The organism is Pseudomonas putida (assembly GCF_002025705.1).
Classification (GTDB): domain Bacteria; phylum Pseudomonadota; class Gammaproteobacteria; order Pseudomonadales; family Pseudomonadaceae; genus Aquipseudomonas; species Aquipseudomonas putida_J.
Genome location: NZ_CP018846.1, coordinates 2233408 through 2253236, shown reverse-complemented (window position 1 = coordinate 2253236; position 19829 = coordinate 2233408). Strand labels below are relative to the sequence as shown.

At 62.4% G+C, this 19829-nt stretch carries 19 protein-coding genes; 10 read left to right on the top strand and 9 right to left on the bottom strand.

Annotated features, from left to right (window positions below; translation table 11 throughout):
* Positions 1–19: 19 nt before the first annotated feature.
* Both araD1 and BUQ73_RS10235 read right to left on the bottom strand, forming a co-directional pair.
* The gene (gene araD1 / locus BUQ73_RS10240; protein ID WP_079227757.1) at positions 20–1009 is read right to left on the bottom strand and encodes an AraD1 family protein; all 990 of its coding nucleotides are present in this window, start codon (positions 1007–1009) and stop codon (positions 20–22) included.
* On the bottom strand, positions 1000–2322 hold the full coding sequence (locus tag BUQ73_RS10235) for an MFS transporter (RefSeq protein WP_079227755.1): 1323 nt from the start codon (positions 2320–2322) through the stop codon (positions 1000–1002). Before BUQ73_RS10235 ends, araD1 begins: the two co-directional genes overlap by 10 nt.
* A 184-nt stretch (positions 2323–2506) precedes the next feature.
* Between BUQ73_RS10235 and BUQ73_RS10230 the strand changes: the two genes are divergently transcribed.
* Both BUQ73_RS10230 and BUQ73_RS10225 read left to right on the top strand, forming a co-directional pair.
* Complete coding sequence (locus BUQ73_RS10230; protein WP_027916855.1) at positions 2507–4240, top strand: IlvD/Edd family dehydratase; 1734 nt, start codon at positions 2507–2509, stop codon at positions 4238–4240.
* 207 nt (positions 4241–4447) lie between these two features.
* On the top strand, positions 4448–5170 hold the full coding sequence (locus tag BUQ73_RS10225) for a FadR/GntR family transcriptional regulator (protein ID WP_079227753.1): 723 nt from the start codon (positions 4448–4450) through the stop codon (positions 5168–5170).
* Between the two features lie 3 nt (positions 5171–5173).
* On the opposite strand, the gene BUQ73_RS10220 is transcribed toward BUQ73_RS10225, so the two are convergent.
* Positions 5174–6079, bottom strand: a complete 906-nt coding sequence (locus BUQ73_RS10220) for a LysR family transcriptional regulator (protein WP_079227752.1) — start codon at positions 6077–6079, stop codon at positions 5174–5176.
* A 105-nt stretch (positions 6080–6184) separates the two neighbouring features.
* On the opposite strand from BUQ73_RS10220, the gene BUQ73_RS10215 reads away from it, so the two are divergent.
* On the top strand, positions 6185–7921 hold the full coding sequence (locus BUQ73_RS10215) for an amidohydrolase (RefSeq protein ID WP_079227750.1): 1737 nt from the start codon (positions 6185–6187) through the stop codon (positions 7919–7921).
* A gap of 92 nt (positions 7922–8013) precedes the next feature.
* On the top strand, positions 8014–8760 hold the full coding sequence (locus BUQ73_RS10210; RefSeq protein WP_079227748.1) for a TorF family putative porin: 747 nt from the start codon (positions 8014–8016) through the stop codon (positions 8758–8760).
* Positions 8761–8764: 4 nt separating this feature from the next.
* Here the strand turns inward: BUQ73_RS10210 and BUQ73_RS10205 are convergent, their stop codons facing one another.
* Together BUQ73_RS10205 and BUQ73_RS10200 are read right to left on the bottom strand one after the other, a co-directional pair.
* Positions 8765–9196 (bottom strand): multidrug/biocide efflux PACE transporter, encoded by a 432-nt coding sequence (locus BUQ73_RS10205; protein ID WP_079227747.1) that lies wholly within the window; start codon positions 9194–9196, stop codon positions 8765–8767.
* Between the two features lie 281 nt (positions 9197–9477).
* Positions 9478–10371 (bottom strand): LysR family transcriptional regulator, encoded by an 894-nt coding sequence (locus tag BUQ73_RS10200; protein WP_079227745.1) that lies wholly within the window; start codon positions 10369–10371, stop codon positions 9478–9480.
* A gap of 104 nt (positions 10372–10475) precedes the next feature.
* Here BUQ73_RS10200 and BUQ73_RS10195 point away from each other — a divergent pair, with 104 nt between their 5' ends.
* The 3 genes from BUQ73_RS10195 to BUQ73_RS10185 all read left to right on the top strand — a co-directional run bounded on the left by BUQ73_RS10195 (position 10476) and on the right by BUQ73_RS10185 (position 12221).
* A complete protein-coding gene (locus tag BUQ73_RS10195; protein ID WP_079227743.1) occupies positions 10476–10907 on the top strand; it encodes a GFA family protein in 432 nt (143 codons plus the stop codon).
* 349 nt (positions 10908–11256) lie between these two features.
* On the top strand, positions 11257–11865 hold the full coding sequence (locus BUQ73_RS10190) for a GNAT family N-acetyltransferase (protein WP_079227742.1): 609 nt from the start codon (positions 11257–11259) through the stop codon (positions 11863–11865).
* The gene (locus tag BUQ73_RS10185; RefSeq protein WP_079227740.1) at positions 11862–12221 is read left to right on the top strand and encodes a cupin domain-containing protein; all 360 of its coding nucleotides are present in this window, start codon (positions 11862–11864) and stop codon (positions 12219–12221) included. Before BUQ73_RS10190 ends, BUQ73_RS10185 begins: the two co-directional genes overlap by 4 nt.
* 278 nt (positions 12222–12499) lie before the next feature.
* Here the strand turns inward: BUQ73_RS10185 and hutH are convergent, their stop codons facing one another.
* The 4 genes from hutH to BUQ73_RS10165 all read right to left on the bottom strand — a co-directional run bounded on the left by hutH (position 12500) and on the right by BUQ73_RS10165 (position 16758).
* Positions 12500–14023 carry a histidine ammonia-lyase gene (hutH, locus tag BUQ73_RS10180; protein WP_079227739.1) on the bottom strand — a complete coding sequence of 508 codons (1524 nt, stop codon included), beginning with the start codon at positions 14021–14023 and terminating at the stop codon, positions 12500–12502.
* Positions 14024–14035: 12 nt separating this feature from the next.
* Entirely contained in the window at positions 14036–14869 is an 834-nt protein-coding gene (locus BUQ73_RS10175) for a quaternary amine ABC transporter ATP-binding protein (protein WP_079227737.1), read from the bottom strand.
* Positions 14866–15717, bottom strand: a complete 852-nt coding sequence (locus BUQ73_RS10170; protein WP_079227735.1) for an ABC transporter permease — start codon at positions 15715–15717, stop codon at positions 14866–14868. The genes BUQ73_RS10175 and BUQ73_RS10170 overlap by 4 nt, the downstream gene beginning before the upstream one ends.
* A 75-nt stretch (positions 15718–15792) precedes the next feature.
* On the bottom strand, positions 15793–16758 hold the full coding sequence (locus tag BUQ73_RS10165) for an ABC transporter substrate-binding protein (protein ID WP_079227733.1): 966 nt from the start codon (positions 16756–16758) through the stop codon (positions 15793–15795).
* A 174-nt stretch (positions 16759–16932) separates the two neighbouring features.
* On the opposite strand from BUQ73_RS10165, the gene BUQ73_RS10160 reads away from it, so the two are divergent.
* From BUQ73_RS10160 to BUQ73_RS10150, 3 genes are all read left to right on the top strand, one after another.
* Positions 16933–17847 carry a LysR family transcriptional regulator gene (locus tag BUQ73_RS10160; protein ID WP_079227731.1) on the top strand — a complete coding sequence of 305 codons (915 nt, stop codon included), beginning with the start codon at positions 16933–16935 and terminating at the stop codon, positions 17845–17847.
* A 200-nt stretch (positions 17848–18047) separates the two neighbouring features.
* Positions 18048–18743, top strand: coding sequence for a 3-oxoacid CoA-transferase subunit A (locus BUQ73_RS10155; protein ID WP_027916915.1), 696 nt, complete (start codon positions 18048–18050; stop codon positions 18741–18743).
* Positions 18744–18751: 8 nt separating this feature from the next.
* Positions 18752–19393 carry a 3-oxoacid CoA-transferase subunit B gene (locus tag BUQ73_RS10150; RefSeq protein WP_079227730.1) on the top strand — a complete coding sequence of 214 codons (642 nt, stop codon included), beginning with the start codon at positions 18752–18754 and terminating at the stop codon, positions 19391–19393.
* Positions 19394–19829: the final 436 nt, after the last annotated feature.

Sequence of the window (19829 nt, the reverse complement as noted above, 5' to 3'; positions counted from 1 at the left end):
TGTGACAACGATTGAAGGCTCAGAGGCTTTTCACCAGGCCCGGGCGCGGCGCCCGGTCAGCAGCGGCGATGCCGTTGCGCAATGGCTGGCCGAAGGCGTCGAGGCTGACCTCGAAGGTGTCGCCGGGGCGTGCCTGGATGCCGTCACCGAACGACAGCGTGGCGGTGCCGAAGTAATGCACGTGGACATCGCCCGGGCGCAGGAACTGGGCGTACTTGAAGTGATGGAATTCGAGGTTTTCGAAGCTGTGACACATGTTCTGCTCCCCGGACAGGAACGGTTTGCTCCACAGTTGCTGGCCATCGCGCAGGATGCGGCTGCGGCCTTCCAGGTGCGCTGGCAGCGCCCCCAGGCGCAGTTCGGGGCCAAAGCTGCAGGCGCGCAGCTTGGAATGCGCCAGGTACAGGTAGTTGCGGCGCTCCATCACATGGTCGGAAAACTCGTTGCCCAGGGCGTAACCCAGGCGGAACGGTGTGCCGCACTCGCCGATCACATACAGCCCGACCAGCTCCGGTTCTTCTCCGGCATCCTCGGCGAACGCCGGCAAGGGCAGGTCGGCCCCCGGGCGCACGACGATGGCGCCATCGCCCTTGTAGAACCACTCCGGTTGCGCACCCTCCTCGCCCGCTGACGGTCGGCCGCCCTCCAGGCCCCACTGGAACATGCGCATGCTGTCGGTGACGGCACCCTCGGCCTGCTGCTGATGCATCTTGTCGCGGGTGGCGGCGCTGCCCAGGTGGGTCAGGCCGGTACCGGTCACCAGGCAATGCGCCGGGTCTTCATGGTCCAGCGGTGGCAGCACTCGGCCTTCGGCAAGCAGGGCTTGATAGTCATGCCCTTCGCCAAGGCCTGCAGCCCGCACCTGGGTGGCCAGGTCGCGGCCAGCAGCAATAGCCTGCAGGGCCAGTTCACGGGTACTGCTGGCGCCACAGATTTCCAGGGCACGCTCGCCCTCCACCACGCCGACCCGGCGCTGGCCGGCGGCGGTTTCGAATTGGATCAGTCGCATGCTTGTGCTCGCTTGTCGGTTGCAATGTTCACGGATGCCTGGCGCTGGCGGCGCTCCAGGCGGTTGTAGACGACGCCGGTCAATGCCAACCCGAACAGCATGACCACGGCCAGGAAGTACAGGCCCGAGGACAGCTGGCCGGTGTGCTCCTTGAGCGCGCCGATGCCGAAGGGGCCAAGGTAGCCGCCGAGGTTGCCAATCGAGTTGATCAGGGCGATGCCGGCCGCCGCGCTGGCACCAGAGAAGAAACGCCCAGGCAAGGTCCAGAAGATCGCCGTGCAGGAAAACAGCGCAAAGGCCACCAGGCACAACGCCGCCAGCTGCATTGCCGGCATTGTCAGCCAGGCGCTGAGGAACAGGCCCAGGGCGCCCAGGGCATAGAGCAGGCCGAGGTGGCCATAGCGATCGTTGAGGCGGTCGGAACTGCGCGGAATGATCAGCAGGCCGATGATGCCGAACAGGTATGGCACCGCCGAGACGAAGCCGGTCACCAAGTCGCTGCCGCCGAACTGGTGGATCAGCGTTGGCAGCCACAGCCCCAGGCCGTAGATGCTCAGGGTCATCGGCAGGTAGAACAGCGCCAGCAGCAACACCCGGCCATCCTTCAGGGCATGCAGCGGATTGCCGTGGCGGGTCTGGCCGAACTCGCGCAGGTCTTCGGCCAGCTGCTCCTTGAGCCAGCTGCGCTGAGTGTCGTCCAGCCAGCGCACCTTGTCCGGGCCATCGGGCAGCAGGCGCAGGGTCGGCCAGGCCAGTAGCACCGCCGGGGTACCGATACAGATGAACAGCCACTGCCAGCCGTGCAGGCCGAGGTTGCCGTCCAGGCCCAGCAAGGCGCCCGACAGCGGCCCCGTGACCAGCATCGCCAGTGGCTGGGAGAGGATGAAGAAGCCGAGGATTTTGCCGCGATGGCGTACCGGGTACCACTGGGTGATGTAGTACAGCACGCCGGGGAAGAAGCCCGCCTCGGCAGCACCGAGCAGGAAGCGCATCACATAGAAGCCATGGGGCCCGGTGACGAATGCCATGCCAATGGTGATCGCGCCCCAGGTCACCAGGATGCGGGCGAACCAGCGCCGCGCGCCGAAGCGGTCGAGCAACAGATTGCTGGGGACCTCGAACAGGAAGTAGCCGATGAAGAACAGCCCGGCCCCCAGGCCGTAGGCAGCATCACCGATGCCAATGTCGGCTCCCATATGAAGCTTGGCAAAGCCCACCGCCGAGCGATCGACGTAGGCCACCAGGTAAAGCAGGACCAGAAAAGGGATGAGTTTCAGCGTGATCAGGCGGACGAGCCGCTGCTCCTGAATCATGGCGAGGTCTCCGATTGTTCTTGTAATGGGGACAGCACATGGCCGGGGTTTTGTGGGCAGACCTCCGGCGCGGTGAAAGGATCATATAGTATTACTATTTAAAACAACAACCCTTCACAAGGCGCTTTTTTAGCGATAGAGTCGCCAAATAACGACAAATAGTAATACTAATAAGGTGTCCGTCATGTCTGATAGCAAACGCCCCCTGCGCTCCGCCCAATGGTTCGGCACGGCCGACAAGAACGGCTTCATGTACCGCAGCTGGATGAAGAACCAGGGCATCCCTGACCACGAATTCCAGGGCAAGCCGATCATCGGCATCTGCAACACCTGGTCTGAGCTGACTCCATGCAACGCGCACTTTCGCAAGATCGCCGAACACGTGAAGAAAGGCGTGCTGGAGGCCGGCGGCTTCCCGGTGGAGTTCCCGGTGTTCTCCAGCGGCGAGTCCAACCTGCGCCCCACCGCCATGCTCACCCGCAACCTGGCGAGCATGGACGTGGAAGAAGCCATCCGCGGCAACCCAGTGGATGCCGTGGTGTTGCTCACCGGCTGCGACAAGACCACCCCGGCACTGCTGATGGGGGCTGCCAGCTGTGACGTGCCAGCGATCGTGGTGACCGGCGGGCCGATGCTCAACGGCAAGCACAAGGGCCGCGACATCGGCGCCGGCACCATCGTCTGGCAGATGCATGAGGCCTACAAAGCCGGGCAGATCGACCTGAACGAATTCCTTTCGGCCGAGGCCGGCATGTCGCGCTCGGCCGGTACCTGCAACACCATGGGTACCGCCTCGACCATGGCTTGCATGGCCGAAGCCCTGGGCACTTCGCTGCCGCACAATGCTGCGATCCCGGCTGTGGACTCGCGCCGTTACGTGCTCGCTCACCTGTCGGGCATGCGCATCGTCGAGATGGCCAATGAAGACCTGCGCCTGTCGAAGATCCTCACCCGCGAAGCCTTCGAGAATGCCATCCGCGTCAACGCCGCCATCGGTGGCTCGACCAACGCCGTGATCCACCTCAAGGCCATCGCCGGGCGCATCGGCGTGGACCTGCAACTGGAAGACTGGACCCGTGTCGGCCGCGGTACGCCGACCCTGGTCGACCTGCAGCCGTCGGGCCGTTTCCTGATGGAAGAGTTCTATTATGCAGGCGGCCTGCCGGCGGTGATCCGCCGCCTCGGCGAGCACAACCTGCTGCCCAACCCCGACGCACTGACCGCGAATGGCAAGAGCCTGTGGGACAACTGCCAAAGCGCACCACTGTACAACGAAGACGTCATTCGCCCGATCGACAAGCCGCTGGTGGCCGATGGCGGCATCTGCATCCTGCGCGGCAACCTTGCACCCAAGGGCGCCGTGCTCAAGCCCTCGGCGGCGACACCTGCGCTGATGCGCCACCGTGGCCGCGCCGTGGTGTTCGAAAACTTCGAAGACTACAAGGCACGCATCAACGACCCGGAACTGGAGGTCGACGCCAGCTCGGTGCTGGTGATGAAGCATTGCGGGCCGAAGGGTTACCCGGGCATGGCCGAAGTCGGCAACATGGGCCTGCCGGCCAAGCTGCTGGCCCAGGGCGTGACTGACATGGTGCGCATCTCGGATGCGCGCATGAGCGGCACGGCGTATGGCACGGTGGTATTGCACGTGGCGCCAGAAGCGGCGGCAGGCGGGCCATTGGCGGCGGTGCGCGAAGGTGACTGGATCGAGCTGGACTGCCAGGCAGGCCGCCTGCACCTGGATATTTCCGATGAGGAACTGGCCGGCCGCCTGGCGGACCTGCAAGCGCCGCAGCCGTTGATCAGCGGGGGGTATGCAAAGTTGTACCTCGACCATGTGATGCAGGCCGACGAAGGTTGCGACTTCGACTTCCTGGTCGGCTGCCGGGGCTCTGAGGTGCCCAAGCACTCCCACTGACCCCGCGCTGGCCCTGCTCTTGTAGGAGGGCCTCGTGTCGCGAAAGGGCTGCAAAGCAGCCCCGGCGATCTGTGCATTGTTGCTGGTACCCGGGGGCTGCTTTGCAGCCCTTTCGCGACACGAGGCCGCTCCTACAAGAGCAAGACCTGTGCTCGACTTGTGATGCTATGATGCCCTCCCCGCTCCGATGGACCGCCAGCACCGCACATGAACTACCGCCAGCCCACCACGCGCAAGAGCATGCACGCCACCCTGGTCCAGGACCTCGGTCTGCAGATCGTATCCGGCCAGCTCCAGCCCGGGCACAAACTGCCCGCCGAAGCCAGCCTGTGCGAAGCCTACGCCATCAGCCGGCCGGTGTTCCGTGAAGCGATGCGCGCCCTCACCGCCAAGGGCCTGATCGAAGCCCGCCCACGCGTCGGTACCTTGGTGCGCCCGCGTCACGACTGGCACATGCTCGACCCGGACGTGCTGCACTGGCTGATGCAGGCCACGCCACAGCAGGAATTCTTCAACACCCTGTCCAGCGTGCGCTGGGTCATCGAACCCGCCGCTGCAGCACTGGCTGCGACCAACGCCAGCCCTGCCGATGTCGCGTCGATCAGCGAGGCCTACCTGCGCATGGAAGCCGCAAGCACTCACGAGGAACGCCTGCAACCGGACCTGGACTTCCACGCGCGCATCGCCGAAGCCACCCATAACGACCTGCTCGCCTACCTGTGCAACATGCTCTCGCTGGCGTTGCGTGAGTCGGTGCGCTACTCCAACCAGCGCCCCAACTTCGACGAACTGGCGTTGCCGCGGCACAAGGCGATCCTCACCGCCATCCAGAACGGCGACGCCCTGGGCGCACGGCATGCTTCGCTGGTGCAACTGGAAGATGCCCGGGTGGCGTTGAGCAAGGTGCTCGGCCAGGACCCTATCGGCTGAACCTCACTGCCGCTGCAGGTAGCCCTGCAAGTAGTCGATGAACGCCAGCACCTTGCCGCTGGCGCGCCGGTGGCTGGGGTAGACCGCAAGGATGTCTTCACCGAACGCATCCGGCTCTATCACGCAGTGTTCCATGACCCGCACCAGCCGCCCCTCTTGAAGGTATCGGCGCACGCTCCACTCCGGGGTGTGCAGGATGCCGTGCCCCGCCAGTGCATTGCGTAGCAGCAAGTCGTAGTTGTCGCTTTCCAGCCGCGCCTTCTGCGGATACGGCAGGCGCATGCGCACACCGTCACACTGCAGCCACCAGAACCGCGCATCCAGCGCCGGGTGAATGTACTTGAGCCAGTGGTGCTGGCCGATGCTGTGCGCCGTCACCGGCAGCGGGTTGCGCGCGATGTAGTCGGGGCTGGCACACAGAAAGATGCGGTTGTGGCCGATGACTCGGGCAATCAGGCCCGGCAGGTCGCTGCGCCCTTCGCGCAGTGCCAGGTCGTAACCGGCTTCGATCAGGTCGACAAAGGCATCGGACAACTCCACCCGCAGCTGGATCTGCGGGTATTCGCGCATGAAGCCGGCACAGGCATCGGCCAGGAACGCCCGGCCGAACGCCAGCGGCGCGGTCAGGCGCAAGGTGCCGGACACCCCCTGCAACTGGCTGATCTCCTCACCGGCCTGATGCAGGCTCTTCAACACCTGCCGGGCGGTTTCCAGGTACAGCCGGCCGGCTTCGGTCAGCACGATGCGCCGGGTGCTGCGCTCGAACAGCTGGCTGCCCAGTTCACGTTCCAGGTGTGTCACCGCCTTGGTCAGCGCCGAGGGCGTCTTGCCCAGCGCCTCGGCCGCGCGGCTGAAACTGCCGTGCTCGGCAGTGGCGACGAACATCGAAATCGCACCCAACGTATCCATGCGGTTTTTCCTGAATGGCAAAAGGCTTTTTAGCGTTCTGGCGATTCTATGCCAGGCGCGCGCTGGTTAGGCTCGCGTTACACCAATAAATACAAGAGGCTACACATGTCGAGATGTCTTCCTGGCTTGCTGGCGATGGCCGTGGCTTTTTCCTCGGGGCAAGCGCTGGCCGCCGCAGACCTGGTGCTGGTCAATGGCAAGATCTTTACCGCCGACCGCAACAACCCGCAGGTGCAGGCCATCGCCATCGAAGGCGGCAAGCTGCTGGCGGTGGGCTCCGATGCCCAGGCCCGCGCACTCGCCGACGCGCACACCCAGGTGATCGACCTGCAAGGCAAACGGGTCACGCCGGGCCTGATCGACACCCACTCCCACGCCATCTTCGGCGGCCTGCAACTGAGTGGCGCCGACATGGGCGGCGAGGCGCTGCCGCTGGATGACTTCGAAGCCCGCCTGCGGGCCTGGCGCGATGACGGGCGTGCGCGCAACGGCAATGTGCTGCAGGTGCTCGGCGTCAGCTCGAGCTACTGGGCCCAGGCCAAGGCACTGAATGCGCGCTTCAGCCAGGGCGAGTGGGCCACGACGCCCATCGTGTTCATTGGCGAGGACTACCACACCGCCTGGGCCAACCAGGCCATGCTCAAGCGCGCCGGTATCGACAAGGCGTTGCTGAGCAGCCTGAGCCCCCAGGAAAAAGACACCCTCGGCCGCTTCGACGATGGCCAGCCCAGTGGCTTCCTGGTCGACGCCGGCTGGGACCGGGTCGCCAGCGTACTGCCCAAGGCCGATGCCGCCACCTTGCTCAAGGGTGCACAGGCCGCCGTGCAGTTCAACAACAGCATGGGCATCACCGCCTGGATGGACCCGGCAGCCAACAGCATGCCCGGCGAGGCGCTTTTCGCCATCAAACCCACCGACCATACCGTGGGCGTGCTGCCGGCCTACAAAGCGCTCGCCGAGCAGGGTGGGCTCAACGCGCATGTCGCCGCGCTGCTGGTGGTCAACCCGAAAAGCACCCCCGCCGACCTGCAGACCATCGACAACGTGCGCAAGCAGTTCGCCGGTGTGCCGAACCTGACCCTGCCGGGCATCAAGGTGTTCGCCGACGGCGTGCTCGAATACCCCGCGCAGTCCGCTGCCCTGCTCAAGCCGTACCACAACACGCACAAACCGGGTGAACTGCTGATCGACCCGCAACATTTTGGCGAGCTGGTCAGCGCCGCCGACCAGCGTGGCTGGCTGGTGCACATCCACGCCATTGGTGACCGTGCGGTGCGTGAGTCACTGAACGGCATCGAGCAGGCGCGCAAGGCCGGCAACAGCGGCATCCATCACTCGATCACTCACCTGCAACTGGTCAACCCCCAGGACTTCGCCCGCTTCAAAGCCCTCGACGTGATCGCATCGATGCAGCTGCTGTGGGCCGCCGGCGACGATTACACCGTCGACATGGTCAAGCCCTACGTCGACGCAACGGCGTACCGTTACCAGTACCCGGCCCACTCGCTGCAGAAAAAGGGGGCGACCATCGCCGGGGCCAGCGACTGGCCGGTGTCGTCACCGAGCCCCTGGCTGGCCATCGCCCAGGCGGCAACGCGCAAGGGTGAGCAAGGCGTGCTCAACGCCGACGAGCGCCTCGACCGCCAGACCATGCTCTATGCCTATACCGCCAATGCCGCCAAGGCCCTGGGCCTGGAGCAGCAGATCGGCTCGCTGAGCCCGGGCAAGCAGGCCGACTTCGTCATCCTCGACCGTGACGTGCTCGCGGTGAACGACCAGCAGCTGGGCGAAACCCAGGTACTGGCCACCTACTTCGGCGGCCGCCAGGTGTACGCCCGCTAAGCCGCTGCGCCTCCTTTTGCCTGCACGGCATGCCCCCGGGCATGCCGCCTTTCTATCTGCCACAACAACCACAACACAAGATAGGGATCACCATGAAACACGCTACCCTGGCAGCCGTGTGTGCGTTCGGCTGCGCCACGCTCGCCCCCGTCGCCTTCGCCCTGCCGATCAATGATGACTTCGCGGTCGACATCGACCTGGCGGCGGTCAGTGACTACCGCAGCCGCGGCATCTCGCAAACCCAGGGCGACCCGGCGCTGCAGGCCGACATCATGCTTAGCCACGCCAGCGGCCTGTACCTCGGCGCCTGGACCTCGAACGTCGACTTCGGCTTTGCCAGCAAGACCCGCCAGGAAGTCGACTACTACGGCGGCTGGGCCTGGCAGATGGCTGAGCAGGTCAACCTGGACCTGGGCTACATCAAGTACAGCTACCCGAAGGAGAGCCAGTACAACCTGTCCGAGCTTTACGCCATTCTCGCGGTGCAGGGTTTCAAGCTGGCGGCGTACTACTCGACCGACTCCTCGACCCAGTACGGCAAAGATCAGGACAGCCTCTACACCTGGGTGGGCTATCAAACAGAGTTACCGTTGCAGGTCGGCCTGGAACTGCGCTACGGCCGCGTGGACTTCAAGGACCCGAGCTACTGGTCGCAAAGCGGCCAGTCGCGCGACTCATACCGTGAATGGGAGGCCAGGTTCACACGCGATTTCCTCGGGCTCACCTGGCGCCTCAGTTACCTGGATACCAACCTGTCGCAAGCCGAATGCGCCAGCAGTTATGGCTTTGACGATGTCTGCAGCGCCACCGTGGTAGCCGGTGTCAGCAAGCACTTCTGAAGCCTCAGGCCACAGCCCGGCGCTGCACGATGAAGTGCCGGGCCCGGTCGAACGCCCAGTTGTACAGCACGGTGTACGGCAGGATGATCACGAAGAAACCCAGTTCGACCATGAATGCCTGCATCAGCGAGATCTGCAGCATCCAGGCCGCCACCGGCAGGCACCAGACCACCAGCCCCGCCTCGAAGCCCAGGCCATGAACGAAGCGCGAAAGCGCTTTCCACTGGATGCGCGGCGTCGCCACGAAACGGTCGACCAGCGCGTTGTAGGCCATGTTCCAGATCATCGCGATCACCGACAGAGTGACCGCCAGGGCGCCAGCGGTGGCCAGCGACTTGCCCATGATCCACGAGAGCAGTGGCGCACAGAGCAGCACCGCGAAGATTTCATAGCCCACGGCATGGACCATGCGTTCGGTGAAAGAGACCTTTTTCATAACAGATTCCATCATGTGGTTACGTCGTGGCTCACATTTTCTTTGATGGAACTGATACCTGCCACGTAGGACCTATCGCTTTTATCAATAGCCTGAATGTCACCAGCTTGCAAACCCCCGCCGAATCTGTGGGGGCTGCGCTTGCTGGCGATTAGGCCGGTACTGTCTACAGAGCTTTGGATCGCTGTCTGATATGGGTCGAAAGCAGACCGTCGCGACTGACCGCAATCGACCCATTGCAGCCGTTTAGACCTAACAGTGGATGCCACGGCCTACGCTGCTCACTTATCGGCCAAGCATAGATACTGATGCAACTGCTCTCCAAGAACCTCGAACGCCTGAGCGATCCTGTTAATTTTGCGCAGGTCATTGTGCATTGCGATCCACACGTCTACCTCAAAGCCAAAATCGAGTGGTAGCACATGTACCAGTCCGTGCGATTTTGCGATTTGCGTCGGGCAAAGTCCGAAGCCTAAGCCCGCTTTCAGAGCGGCCAGCTGAGCAAGGTGATGATCAGAGGCGATGGCGAAATGCTGGTCGGCATCGCATAGACCAGATTCGATAAACCGACGCAAATCCGCCGAGCGTCTGTCTGGCCCGATCAGCGGCCGCTGGCGCAGCGACGGCATGGAGGCTGGATTACCGTAGCGCTCCAGGCACGCGACACTGGCATGTATGCCGATCCGCAAACTGCCGACACGCCGCACCGTGATATCCGCTTCATTGGGCCGAATCAGCCGCACCGCAATGTCCGATTGCAGCCTGGCGATGTCTTCAAGCGCATCGCTTATGCTCAACTCAAGTCTGAGTCCGACGTGTTCGTAATGGAAAGGGCGCAGCAGGTGGGGCAATACCTCGACGCCAAGCAACTCGCCACAGGTCAGCCGGACTGTACCGTGATCCATCGACGCTTCAGAGCTGGCCATGCGGTTGAAGGTTTGCGCGGCCAGATCCATGGCCTCCACATGTTCGATCAGGCGCTGTGCTCCGGCAGTAGGCGTCAGTCCTTGAGGTGTGCGGGTGAACAGACTCACACCGAGAGCGTGTTCAAGATGGTCAAGGCGCCGGCGCGCAGTGGCCTGGGCGATACCCAGCAACTTCGCCGCGCCACTCAGGCTTCCAGAGCGTAACACGGCGAGAAATACACGCTGGCTTTCCCATTCAATGCCGCTCATACATTCTTAGCCAACAGTTGCTCCTAATTTGCTCTTCTGCTCGAGCCCATGAAAAGCGATCATTCGCCCACATTTTTCCGGGCGTCATTGTAAGGAACCAACGCATGAGAATCACCGGTCAGTGCCGATGTGGGCAAGTCACCATCGAGATCGTGGCGCAGCAAATGCCGCCGCTGTATGCCTGCCACTGTTTGAACTGCCAGCGCTGGAGCGGCAGTGCGTTTGGTCTGCACATGCTGAGCGCGGTTTCGGCTGTTCAGGTGTCTGGCGAAACGGCGACCTTTAAGCATGAACACCAAGGTCAAACGTCTACCCAACATGCCTGCGGTAAATGTCATACCCGGCTGTTCAACGAGACCACGGCAGCACCCGGCATGCGAGTGGTACGGGCCGGTATCCTGGAAGGCGCTGAGAGTTTCGAGCCGGTTGCGCATATCTGGACACGGCGCAAGCAGCCATGGCTGGTGCTGCCGGGGACGATGGCGCAATGGCAGGAGAGCCCGACGCCAGAAGCATTCGCCGCAGCACTAGGGTAAAAGAGTTTGCTCTTCCATCAGTGAATGTGTGGCTCGCCGAACGGCAAATTGTCAGGGCTGACTACGTCCGCTTTGGGTCGGTTGCTGCCGTTCGTGCAACAAGACCTGCTCAGATTCCGGCCATCCCACCATGGAAGTACACAGCGCCCCGCTTCTCGCCTCATCACCTCCGGTAATTGCATGATCGATTCCCCATGCCCGAGCCATTAGACAGCCACATGCCTTTGAACATAGGCAACGTCGCAGGCCGTGCTGACGGTGTTCGCCCAGAGCATGATGGCAACCGCTGAACCCGCCTACCCTGCCCCCTGTCAAAGGCGTAATCCTTGAAAACTAACCACCCGATCCCATGGGAGCACTGTACTTGCCTATCGACTTCAGACCCGCTCAAGCCTCGGACGCGCGCGATATTGCGCGCTTCTTTCAACTGACTTCGGAGGGCATGGCCGATTACATATGGAGCAAGCTTGCCGCACCTGGTGAAGCATTGCTGAGCGTCGGTGCGTCTCGCTATGCCAGGGAACAGGGCGACTTCTCATACAAGAACTGCCTGATGGCCACTTTCGAAGGGCGCGTCATCGGCATGATGCACAGCTATGCCTTGCGCGAGGTCCCTGACAGGCCTGTCGAGACAGACCCGGTCCTTGCGCCTTATGCCGACATGGAAATACCCGACACCTTGTACATATCCAGCCTGGCCCTGGATGAGGCCTGGCGCAGCCAAGGGCTGGGCGTGCAGTTTCTTCGCCACGCCCAGCAACGTGCTGAGGACGCTGGCCTGAATGGGCTGTGCCTGATCGACTATGCAGAAAACCACGGTGCACGCCGCTTCTACGAACGTCACGGTTTTCAGATTGTTAAAACCTGCCAGATCGTTGCGCACCCGATGCTGGGCGTAACCGGTGAAGCCTATTTGATGTATCGCCCTACCCAAAACGTGCTCGAGAAAAAACCATGAACAACAAACTGACCGTGTTCCGCGAACTGGATATCCAACCGGTGCGTGACCTTCCCTTTTTTGAAGAGGTCTTGGAAGGCACCCCTCATACGCTGACGTCCAAGTACTACCACGATGAACAGCAAGGTCGTATTTCCGGTGAATGGGAAGCCAGCACCGGAGCGTGGCGCATCGACTACAAAGTCTGGGAGTTCTGCCATGTCCTGAGTGGGTCCTGCGTCATCGAGCTTGAGGGTTGCGCCCCCACCACGCTGGCCGCTGGCGACACGTTCATTATCGAGCCGGGCGCCAAGGGCAAATGGACTGTGCTGGAAGACATGAAAAAGAACTTCGTGATCCTCTTGCCCGCGAACTAGGCACCGGGTGGCGTTTCATCGAGCGCAGCGCAAAGCCGGTTTGCATGCTTGCCTTCCAGTTGCGCTCGAATGTTGTTCGCCAGGCCACGACAGCCCTCTACCTCATGGCTGCGCCGTCGCGCTCAGAGCCGAGCCTTTGTAGGAGCGGCCTTGTGTCGCGAAAGGGGCGCAACGCGGCCCCGGGGTCTTGGGTCTGCCCCAAAATTGCCGGAGCCGCTTCGCGGTTCGTCGCCACAACAAGCGCGGCTCCCACAAGTACAGCGCAGGTATTGAGGCCTTCATAGCAAGTCGGGGAATACCGCGCCAAGCAGGCCAGGGTCCTTCAAGATCGACGCACTGCTGACGATATCCGGGGCCAACCAACGGTCCTGGGCATAGGCGGGAACCCGTTCGCGCAACAACCGCCAGGCGACGTGGGTACCTGCACCAAAACGCTGCTCCTTGAGGAACTCGAATGCCTGGGCCGCCAACAGGTATTCGATGGCCAGGATCTGCGTGCAGTTCTCCAAGGCCCGGTGCAGCTTCAACCCGGCATTGGTGCCCATGCTCAGGTGATCCTCCTGCAGCCCGGAGGTGACGTAGTTGTCGATGACTGCCGGCTGTGCCAACTGACGGTTTTCTGCACACAGTGACGCGGCCACGTACTGGACAATCATCATCCCCGAATTCACACCCGGCTGGCTGACCAGGAAGGCCGGCAAGCCGCTGACCAACGGGTTGATCAGGCGATCGAGACGACGCTCGGCAATCGCCCCGATCTCGGCCACCGCGATTGCCAGCAGGTCGGCCGCCATGGCCACGGACTGGCCGTGCGGATTCGCCTGGGACACCACCCGATACGACTCGGGCGTACCCAGCAACATCGGGTTGTCGGTGGTGGAGTTGAGTTCGGTTTCGATCTGCCGCGCCGCATGCGCCAACTGATCGCGCGCGGCGCCGTGAACCTGCGGTATCGAGCGAATGCTGAGGGCGTCCTGGGTGCGAATGCCGTGGCTGCTGGCGATCACTTCGCTGCCAGCGAGCAGGCGACGCAAGTTGCTGCCCACACGCTGCATGCCGGGGTGCGGTTTCATCGCGATGATTTCAGGGTCGAAGGCATCAAGTTGGCCACGCAGCGCCTCGAAGCTCATGGCGCCGATAACGTCCGCCCATTGGCTCAACCGGGTAGCGTCGTCCAGCGACAGGCAACTCAGGCCGGTCATGCACGGGGTACCGTTGACCAGGCACAGGCCATCCTTGGCACCCAGTTTCACCGGTGCCAGGCCGACCTCGTCCAGGGCTTGCCGCGCCGGCACGATCTGGCCCCGATAGCTGACCTGGCCAACGCCCAGCAAGCTGATGCTGATATGTGCCATGTGGGTCAGGTAGCCCACCGACCCCTGCTTCGGAACCTGCGGGGTAATGTGCTGGTTGAGCAGGGTCAGCAGCGCCTCGACCACCTTGCGCTGAAGGCCGGAACGGCCCTGGCAGAAGTTGATGATCGCCGCGCACATGATCGCCCGGGTCTGTTCGTCTGACAGCGCTGTACCCACGCCACAGGCATGGCTGAGCAAGGTGTTGTGCGACAACTGGCTGAGCTGTTCGTCCTGCAACGAGACATTGCACAGGGCACCAAGCCCGGTGTTGACGCCATAGGCGCGTTCACCGCTGGACACGATGCGCTGGACAATCGCCTGAGCGTTCTCGATCCGCGCCCAGGCCGATGGGGCCAGCTCAAGCTTCGCCCCATGCCGCGCCACGGCCACCACGTCCTGCCAGCGAACGGGCGCCTCGTCGATGATGATTTTTTCGGCAAACGACATATTCGCGGTTCCTTAAAGCGAAGCTACGCGGCGCTGCACGAAACGATCGACGTATTCGTCCGCGGGCTGGTAGAGGATTTCCTTCGGTGTGCCGACCTGGATCAGGCGACCGTCCTTGAGAATGGCAATGCGGTTACCGATACGCACCGCTTCATCGAGGTCGTGGGTGATGAAGACGATGGTCTTGTGCAGGGTCTTCTGCAGTTCCAGCAACTGGTCCTGCATTTCGGCGCGAATCAGCGGGTCGAGTGCACTGAAGGCTTCGTCCATCAGGATGATGTCGGTGTCGGCCGCCAAGGCACGGGCCAGGCCGACGCGCTGGCGCATGCCGCCCGACAACTGGTGCGGGTACGACTTTTCGTAGCCCTTGAGGCCCACGGTGTTGATCCAGTGCAAGGCACGCTCGGTGCACATGGCCTTGTTCTCGCCACGGACCTTCAGGCCATAGGCGACGTTGTCCAGCACGGTGCGGTGCGGCAACAGGCCGAAGCTCTGGAACACCATGCTGATCTTGCGCCGGCGAAATTCGCGCAGGGCTTGCATGTCGTATTGCAGGATGTCCTCGCCATCGACCAGGATCTGGCCGCTGGTCGGGTCGATCAGGCGGTTGAAGTGGCGCACCAGGGTCGACTTGCCCGAGCCTGACAGCCCCATGATCACGAAGATCTCACCGCTGCCGATGGACAACGACAGGTCGTTGACCCCGACCACACAGCCGGTTTCGGCCAGCACCTGATCCTTGGTTTTTTTCTGCTGGATCAGTTTCAGGGCATCTTCGGCGCGAGCACCGAATATCTTGAAGACATGCTTCACTTCGATCTTGTTCATCATCTGCTTGGCGCTCATTTGCCCACCCCATGCCGTGACCGGCCATAGGCTTGGGTAATGCGGTCGATCACAACCGCCAGAATCACAATGGCCAGGCCCGCTTCGAGGCCACGGCCCACATTCAGGGTCTGGATGCCGACCAGCACGTCTTCACCCAAGCCCCGGGCACCAATCATCGAGGCGATCACCACCATCGACAGGGCCATCATGGTGGTCTGGTTGATACCCGCCATGATGCTCGGCAACGCCAGTGGCAGCTGCACGCCGAACAGTTGCTGCAGGCGGTTGGCACCAAAGGCATTGATAGCCTCCATGACCTCACCGTCCACCTGGCGAATGCCCAGGTCGGTCAGGCGAATCAGCGGCGGGGCGGCATAGATGACAGTGGCAAAGATCGCCGGCACCTTGCCCAGGCCGAACAGCATCAGTACCGGGATCAGGTACACGAAGCTGGGCATGGTCTGCATGATGTCGAGCAGCGGCATCAACACCGCCCGCAGGCGATCGTTGCGTGCCGACAGGATACCCAGCGGAATGCCGACCAGGACCGATATCAGCGTTGCCACCAGCATCAGCGCCAGGGTTTGCATCAGCTTGTCCCAGAGGCCTACCGCACCGACCAGGAACAGCAAGCCGACGATCACGGCCGTGGTCAAAGCCTTGCGAGTGGCATGCCAGGCAACAGCCGCGACGATGGCCAGCATCAGCCACCAGGGGGTAGCGCGCAGCAGGCCTTCGAGGTTGACGATGGCCCACAACAGGGTGTCGGAGATGTGCCGGAACACGTCACCGTAGTTGGTTACGAGCGCATCGACCCAGCCATTGACCCAGTCGGCAATGGAGAACGTGAAGTTTTTGGGAAACATGGAATTCTCTCGAGCAAGTGCATGAAGCGGACTGTGGTGCGGCGTGCCCGGCAGGAGCCGAACGCGCCCGCACGTTCAGAGTGCCGCGTCTACTTTTCTGGCTGCGTCTTCGCTGACCCAGCTGTGCCAGACTTCGGGGTGCTCCTTGAGGAACAACCTGGCCAGTTCCGGCGACTCGATACGCTCCTTGCTCATGCGCGCCAGGTTCTGGTTCAGCAGATCGATCGGCAGATTGATCTTTTCCAGCACGGCCACGAGTTCCGGCGCCTGCTCGTGGAAGGCCTTCGACAGCCCCACTTTGATGGTCAGGGATTTATCCACGCCTGGCTCGTCCAGCTTGACCAGGTCGGCCTGGCCCATCAGCGGTGTCGGCGACCAGTAGTAGAACAGGATCGGCTCGCCACGCTTGTAGCTCGATAGTACGGCGGCATCCAGCGCCGGGCCGGTGCCCGGGCGGAAGTTGGTGTAGGTGTTTTCCAGACCGTAGCGCTTGAGCATTTCGCTGTTGTCCAGCTCACAGGTCCAGCCGGCCGGGCAATTGTAGAAGCGCCCCTTGTCCGGCTCTTCCGGGTCCTTGAACACCTGGGCGTACTGCCCCAGATCGGCGATGCTCTTGAGGTTCGGTGCCTTGGCTTCGAGTTTGCGCCTGGCATCGCCTTCGATCACATAACGCGGCACATACCAGCCTTCGACCGCGCCATCCACCGGCGAGCCGACGCCGACCACCTTGCCGGCAGCCTCAGCCTTGTTCCAGACCTCGCTGCGCCCCACCCACTCTTCGGCAAATACCTGGATATCGTTGCTGCTCAGGGCGTTTTCCATGGAGATGGAGTTGCCCGGCAGGCTATCGGTCTCGCAGCCATAACCATTTTTCAGCACGAACTGCATCACGTCAGTGAGCAGCATCCCGCTTTCCCAGTTCAAACCGGCGAATTTCACCGGTTTGCCAGACTCGCACCAGCTGGCCGCCTGGCTGACGCCCGCGGCCGCCAGCAGCCCGAAAGAAAGTGTCGTGGTCAGCAGAGCCTTTGTAATTGTCATTGTGACGCTCCCAAACAAGAACATTGATTGCAGTATTCGAGGGCATCCGGCCCAAGGAGGAACGCCAGACTGGCTGACGAGCCTTGCCATGGAGAGCACTGCGCGGGAGAAATATTTCACAACCTCAAAAAAGGAGAAAATAATAAGTCCTGATGCATCACAACGGAAAAAGCTATGAAGTTCACACTGCGTCAACTTCGCTATGCGCTCGCAGCGGCCAAGCACGGAAACCTGACGACTGCCGCCATGGAGCTTCATGTTTCACAACCCTCCATTTCGACGGCCATCACCGAACTTGAAGAGGTGCTGGGTCAATCGATCTTCATCCGCCAACGTGGCCTCGGCATCTCGCTGACGCCATTCGGCCGCACTGTCATGGTCCAGGCCCGTCGCGTGCTGGCAGAGGCTCAGACCTTTGCCGAGATCAATGCCAATGCAGGCGAGTGCGTCGGGGAACTGGTGGTCGGATGTTTCGAAGACCTGGCGCCCTATTGCCTGCCACAAATCGTGCGACGCATGCAGGAGTCCTGCCCAAGGGTCACTGTCGACATGCGCGATGGCAGCTTCGACTATGTTGGCAAGCGGCTCAGTGAGGGGGCGATAGAGCTGGCGATCACCTACGACCTGGGTTTGCCGCCGAACACCCAATGCACTCAGCTTTGCCAACTGACCGCTCAGGTATTGCTGGCGGCCGATCACCCGTTGGCCAAGGAGCCGCGTGTCAGTCTCAAAGCCCTGGCCGAATACACGCTGGTCGTCACCGACCAGGCCCACAGCTGGCAGCATGTGCTGGACCTGTTCAGCTTCTACGACCTTTCACCCGCCGTCGTGCACCGTGTGCGCACCTTCGAGTTGCAGCGTAGCCTCGTCGCCAACGGGTTTGGCGTGGCGCTGATCTATACCCGGCCATTTGGTGACCGTAGCTATGATGGCCAAGCGCTGGTCTGCCGGCCGACCGAGGAAAAACTGCCAACCCATAGCATCGTGCTGGCGCATGACCAGCGCTATCCGCTGACGCCTTCGGCCGAGGCGTTCAAGGCGCTGGCGGTGGCATGGTTCGCGGAACGACCGTCGTTTGCATCCGAGTGAACGCAGGTGACCTGAGCCGCTCATAAATCGCACAACAGTTCGGTAATCGCACAAATTCCACTCCGCCCTCTCTACTGTTGCCCTGTCTTGCGGCACGCTATAGGCAAATCAGCACACAACTCCAAGCGCTGAATGGCCCCACCGCGTCCGCACGCGGCCAGGTCGACAATCCATACTCCAGGAAGAACCAGGAGCTCGCTGTGATCAATAAAACGTTTGAGTCCATCGCCAGCGCGGTGGAAGGGATTACCGACGGCTCGACCATCATGGTCGGCGGTTTCGGCACTGCCGGCATGCCTTCTGAACTCATTGATGGCCTGATCGCCACCGGTGCCCGCGACCTGACCATCATCAGCAACAACGCCGGCAACGGCGAGATCGGCCTGGCCGCTCTGTTGATGGCGGGCAGCGTGCGCAAGGTAATCTGCTCCTTCCCGCGCCAGTCTGACTCATACGTGTTCGACGAACTGTACCGGGCCGGCAAGATCGAACTGGAAGTCGTGCCGCAAGGCAACCTGGCCGAGCGTATCCGCGCAGCGGGCTCAGGGATCGGTGCGTTCTTCTCGCCGACCGGCTACGGCACGCTGCTGGCCGAAGGCAAGGAAACCCGTGAAATCGACGGCCGCCAGTACGTACTGGAAATGCCGCTGCACGCCGACTTCGCGCTGATCAAGGCGCACAAGGGCGACCGCTGGGGCAACCTGACCTACCGCAAGGCCGCCCGCAACTTCGGCCCGATCATGGCCATGGCCGCCAAGACCGCCATCGCCCAGGTCGACCAGATCGTCGAGCTCGGTGAACTGGACCCGGAACACATCATCACCCCGGGTATTTTCGTCCAGCGTGTGGTTGCCGTCTCCGGCGCTGCCGCTTCTTCGATCGCCAACGCTGTCTGAGGCCTGCCATGACCATCACCAAAAAGCTTTCCCGCACCGAGATGGCCCAGCGCGTGGCCGCAGACATCCAGGAAGGCGCGTACGTCAACCTGGGCATCGGCGCACCGACCCTGGTGGCCAACTACCTGGGTGACAAGGAAGTGTTCCTGCACAGCGAAAACGGCCTGCTGGGCATGGGCCCAAGCCCGGCACCGGGCGAGGAAGACGATGACCTGATCAACGCTGGCAAGCAGCACGTGACCCTGCTTACCGGGGGAGCCTTCTTCCACCACGCCGACTCGTTCTCGATGATGCGTGGCGGCCACCTGGACATCGCCGTACTGGGCGCCTTCCAGGTGTCGGTCAAGGGCGACCTGGCCAACTGGCACACCGGTGCCGAAGGTTCGATCCCTGCCGTAGGCGGCGCGATGGACCTTGCCACAGGCGCCCGCCAGGTGTTCGTGATGATGGACCACCTGACCAAGTCTGGCGAAAGCAAGCTGGTGCCCGAGTGCACCTACCCGCTGACCGGCATCGGTTGCGTCAGCCGTATCTACACTGACCTGGCCGTGCTGGAAGTGACCGCCGATGGCCTGAAAGTGGTAGAGATCTGCGCAGACATCGACTTCGACGAGCTGCAGAAGCTCAGTGGCGTGCCGCTGAGTCAGTGATGTGCAGCGGTGGGTCGTTATCGCCGGATTGAGGGCGTGATGGCCTAAAGGTGTTCGACGTTAAATAGACAGCGGCTGTGAGACCGAGCGCCGCCCGCGCGGCGCATCGCGAATAAATTCGCTCCTACATTTGTTGCAACGTGGCCATGCCTGACAGGCCATGGTTTCCAGCCTGCCTGCAAGGCTCAGGGCATGCACCAGGGCAGGCAACCATGGCATAAACAGGTTCGGTACGTTGCAACAAATGTAGGAGCGGCTTTAGCCGCGATGCGCCGCGCTCGATTTCACAGGCACTGCACAACTGTCGACGAACACCTGGTAGCCGTAATGCGTTCTCAGACCTGGCCTTTCGCAGCCCCCATGCCTATCTCTGCGCCCTCCATCAAGGCCTTGGCCATCGCCCATCAACTCCGAAGCCTGCTCGCGGGAGAGCTGA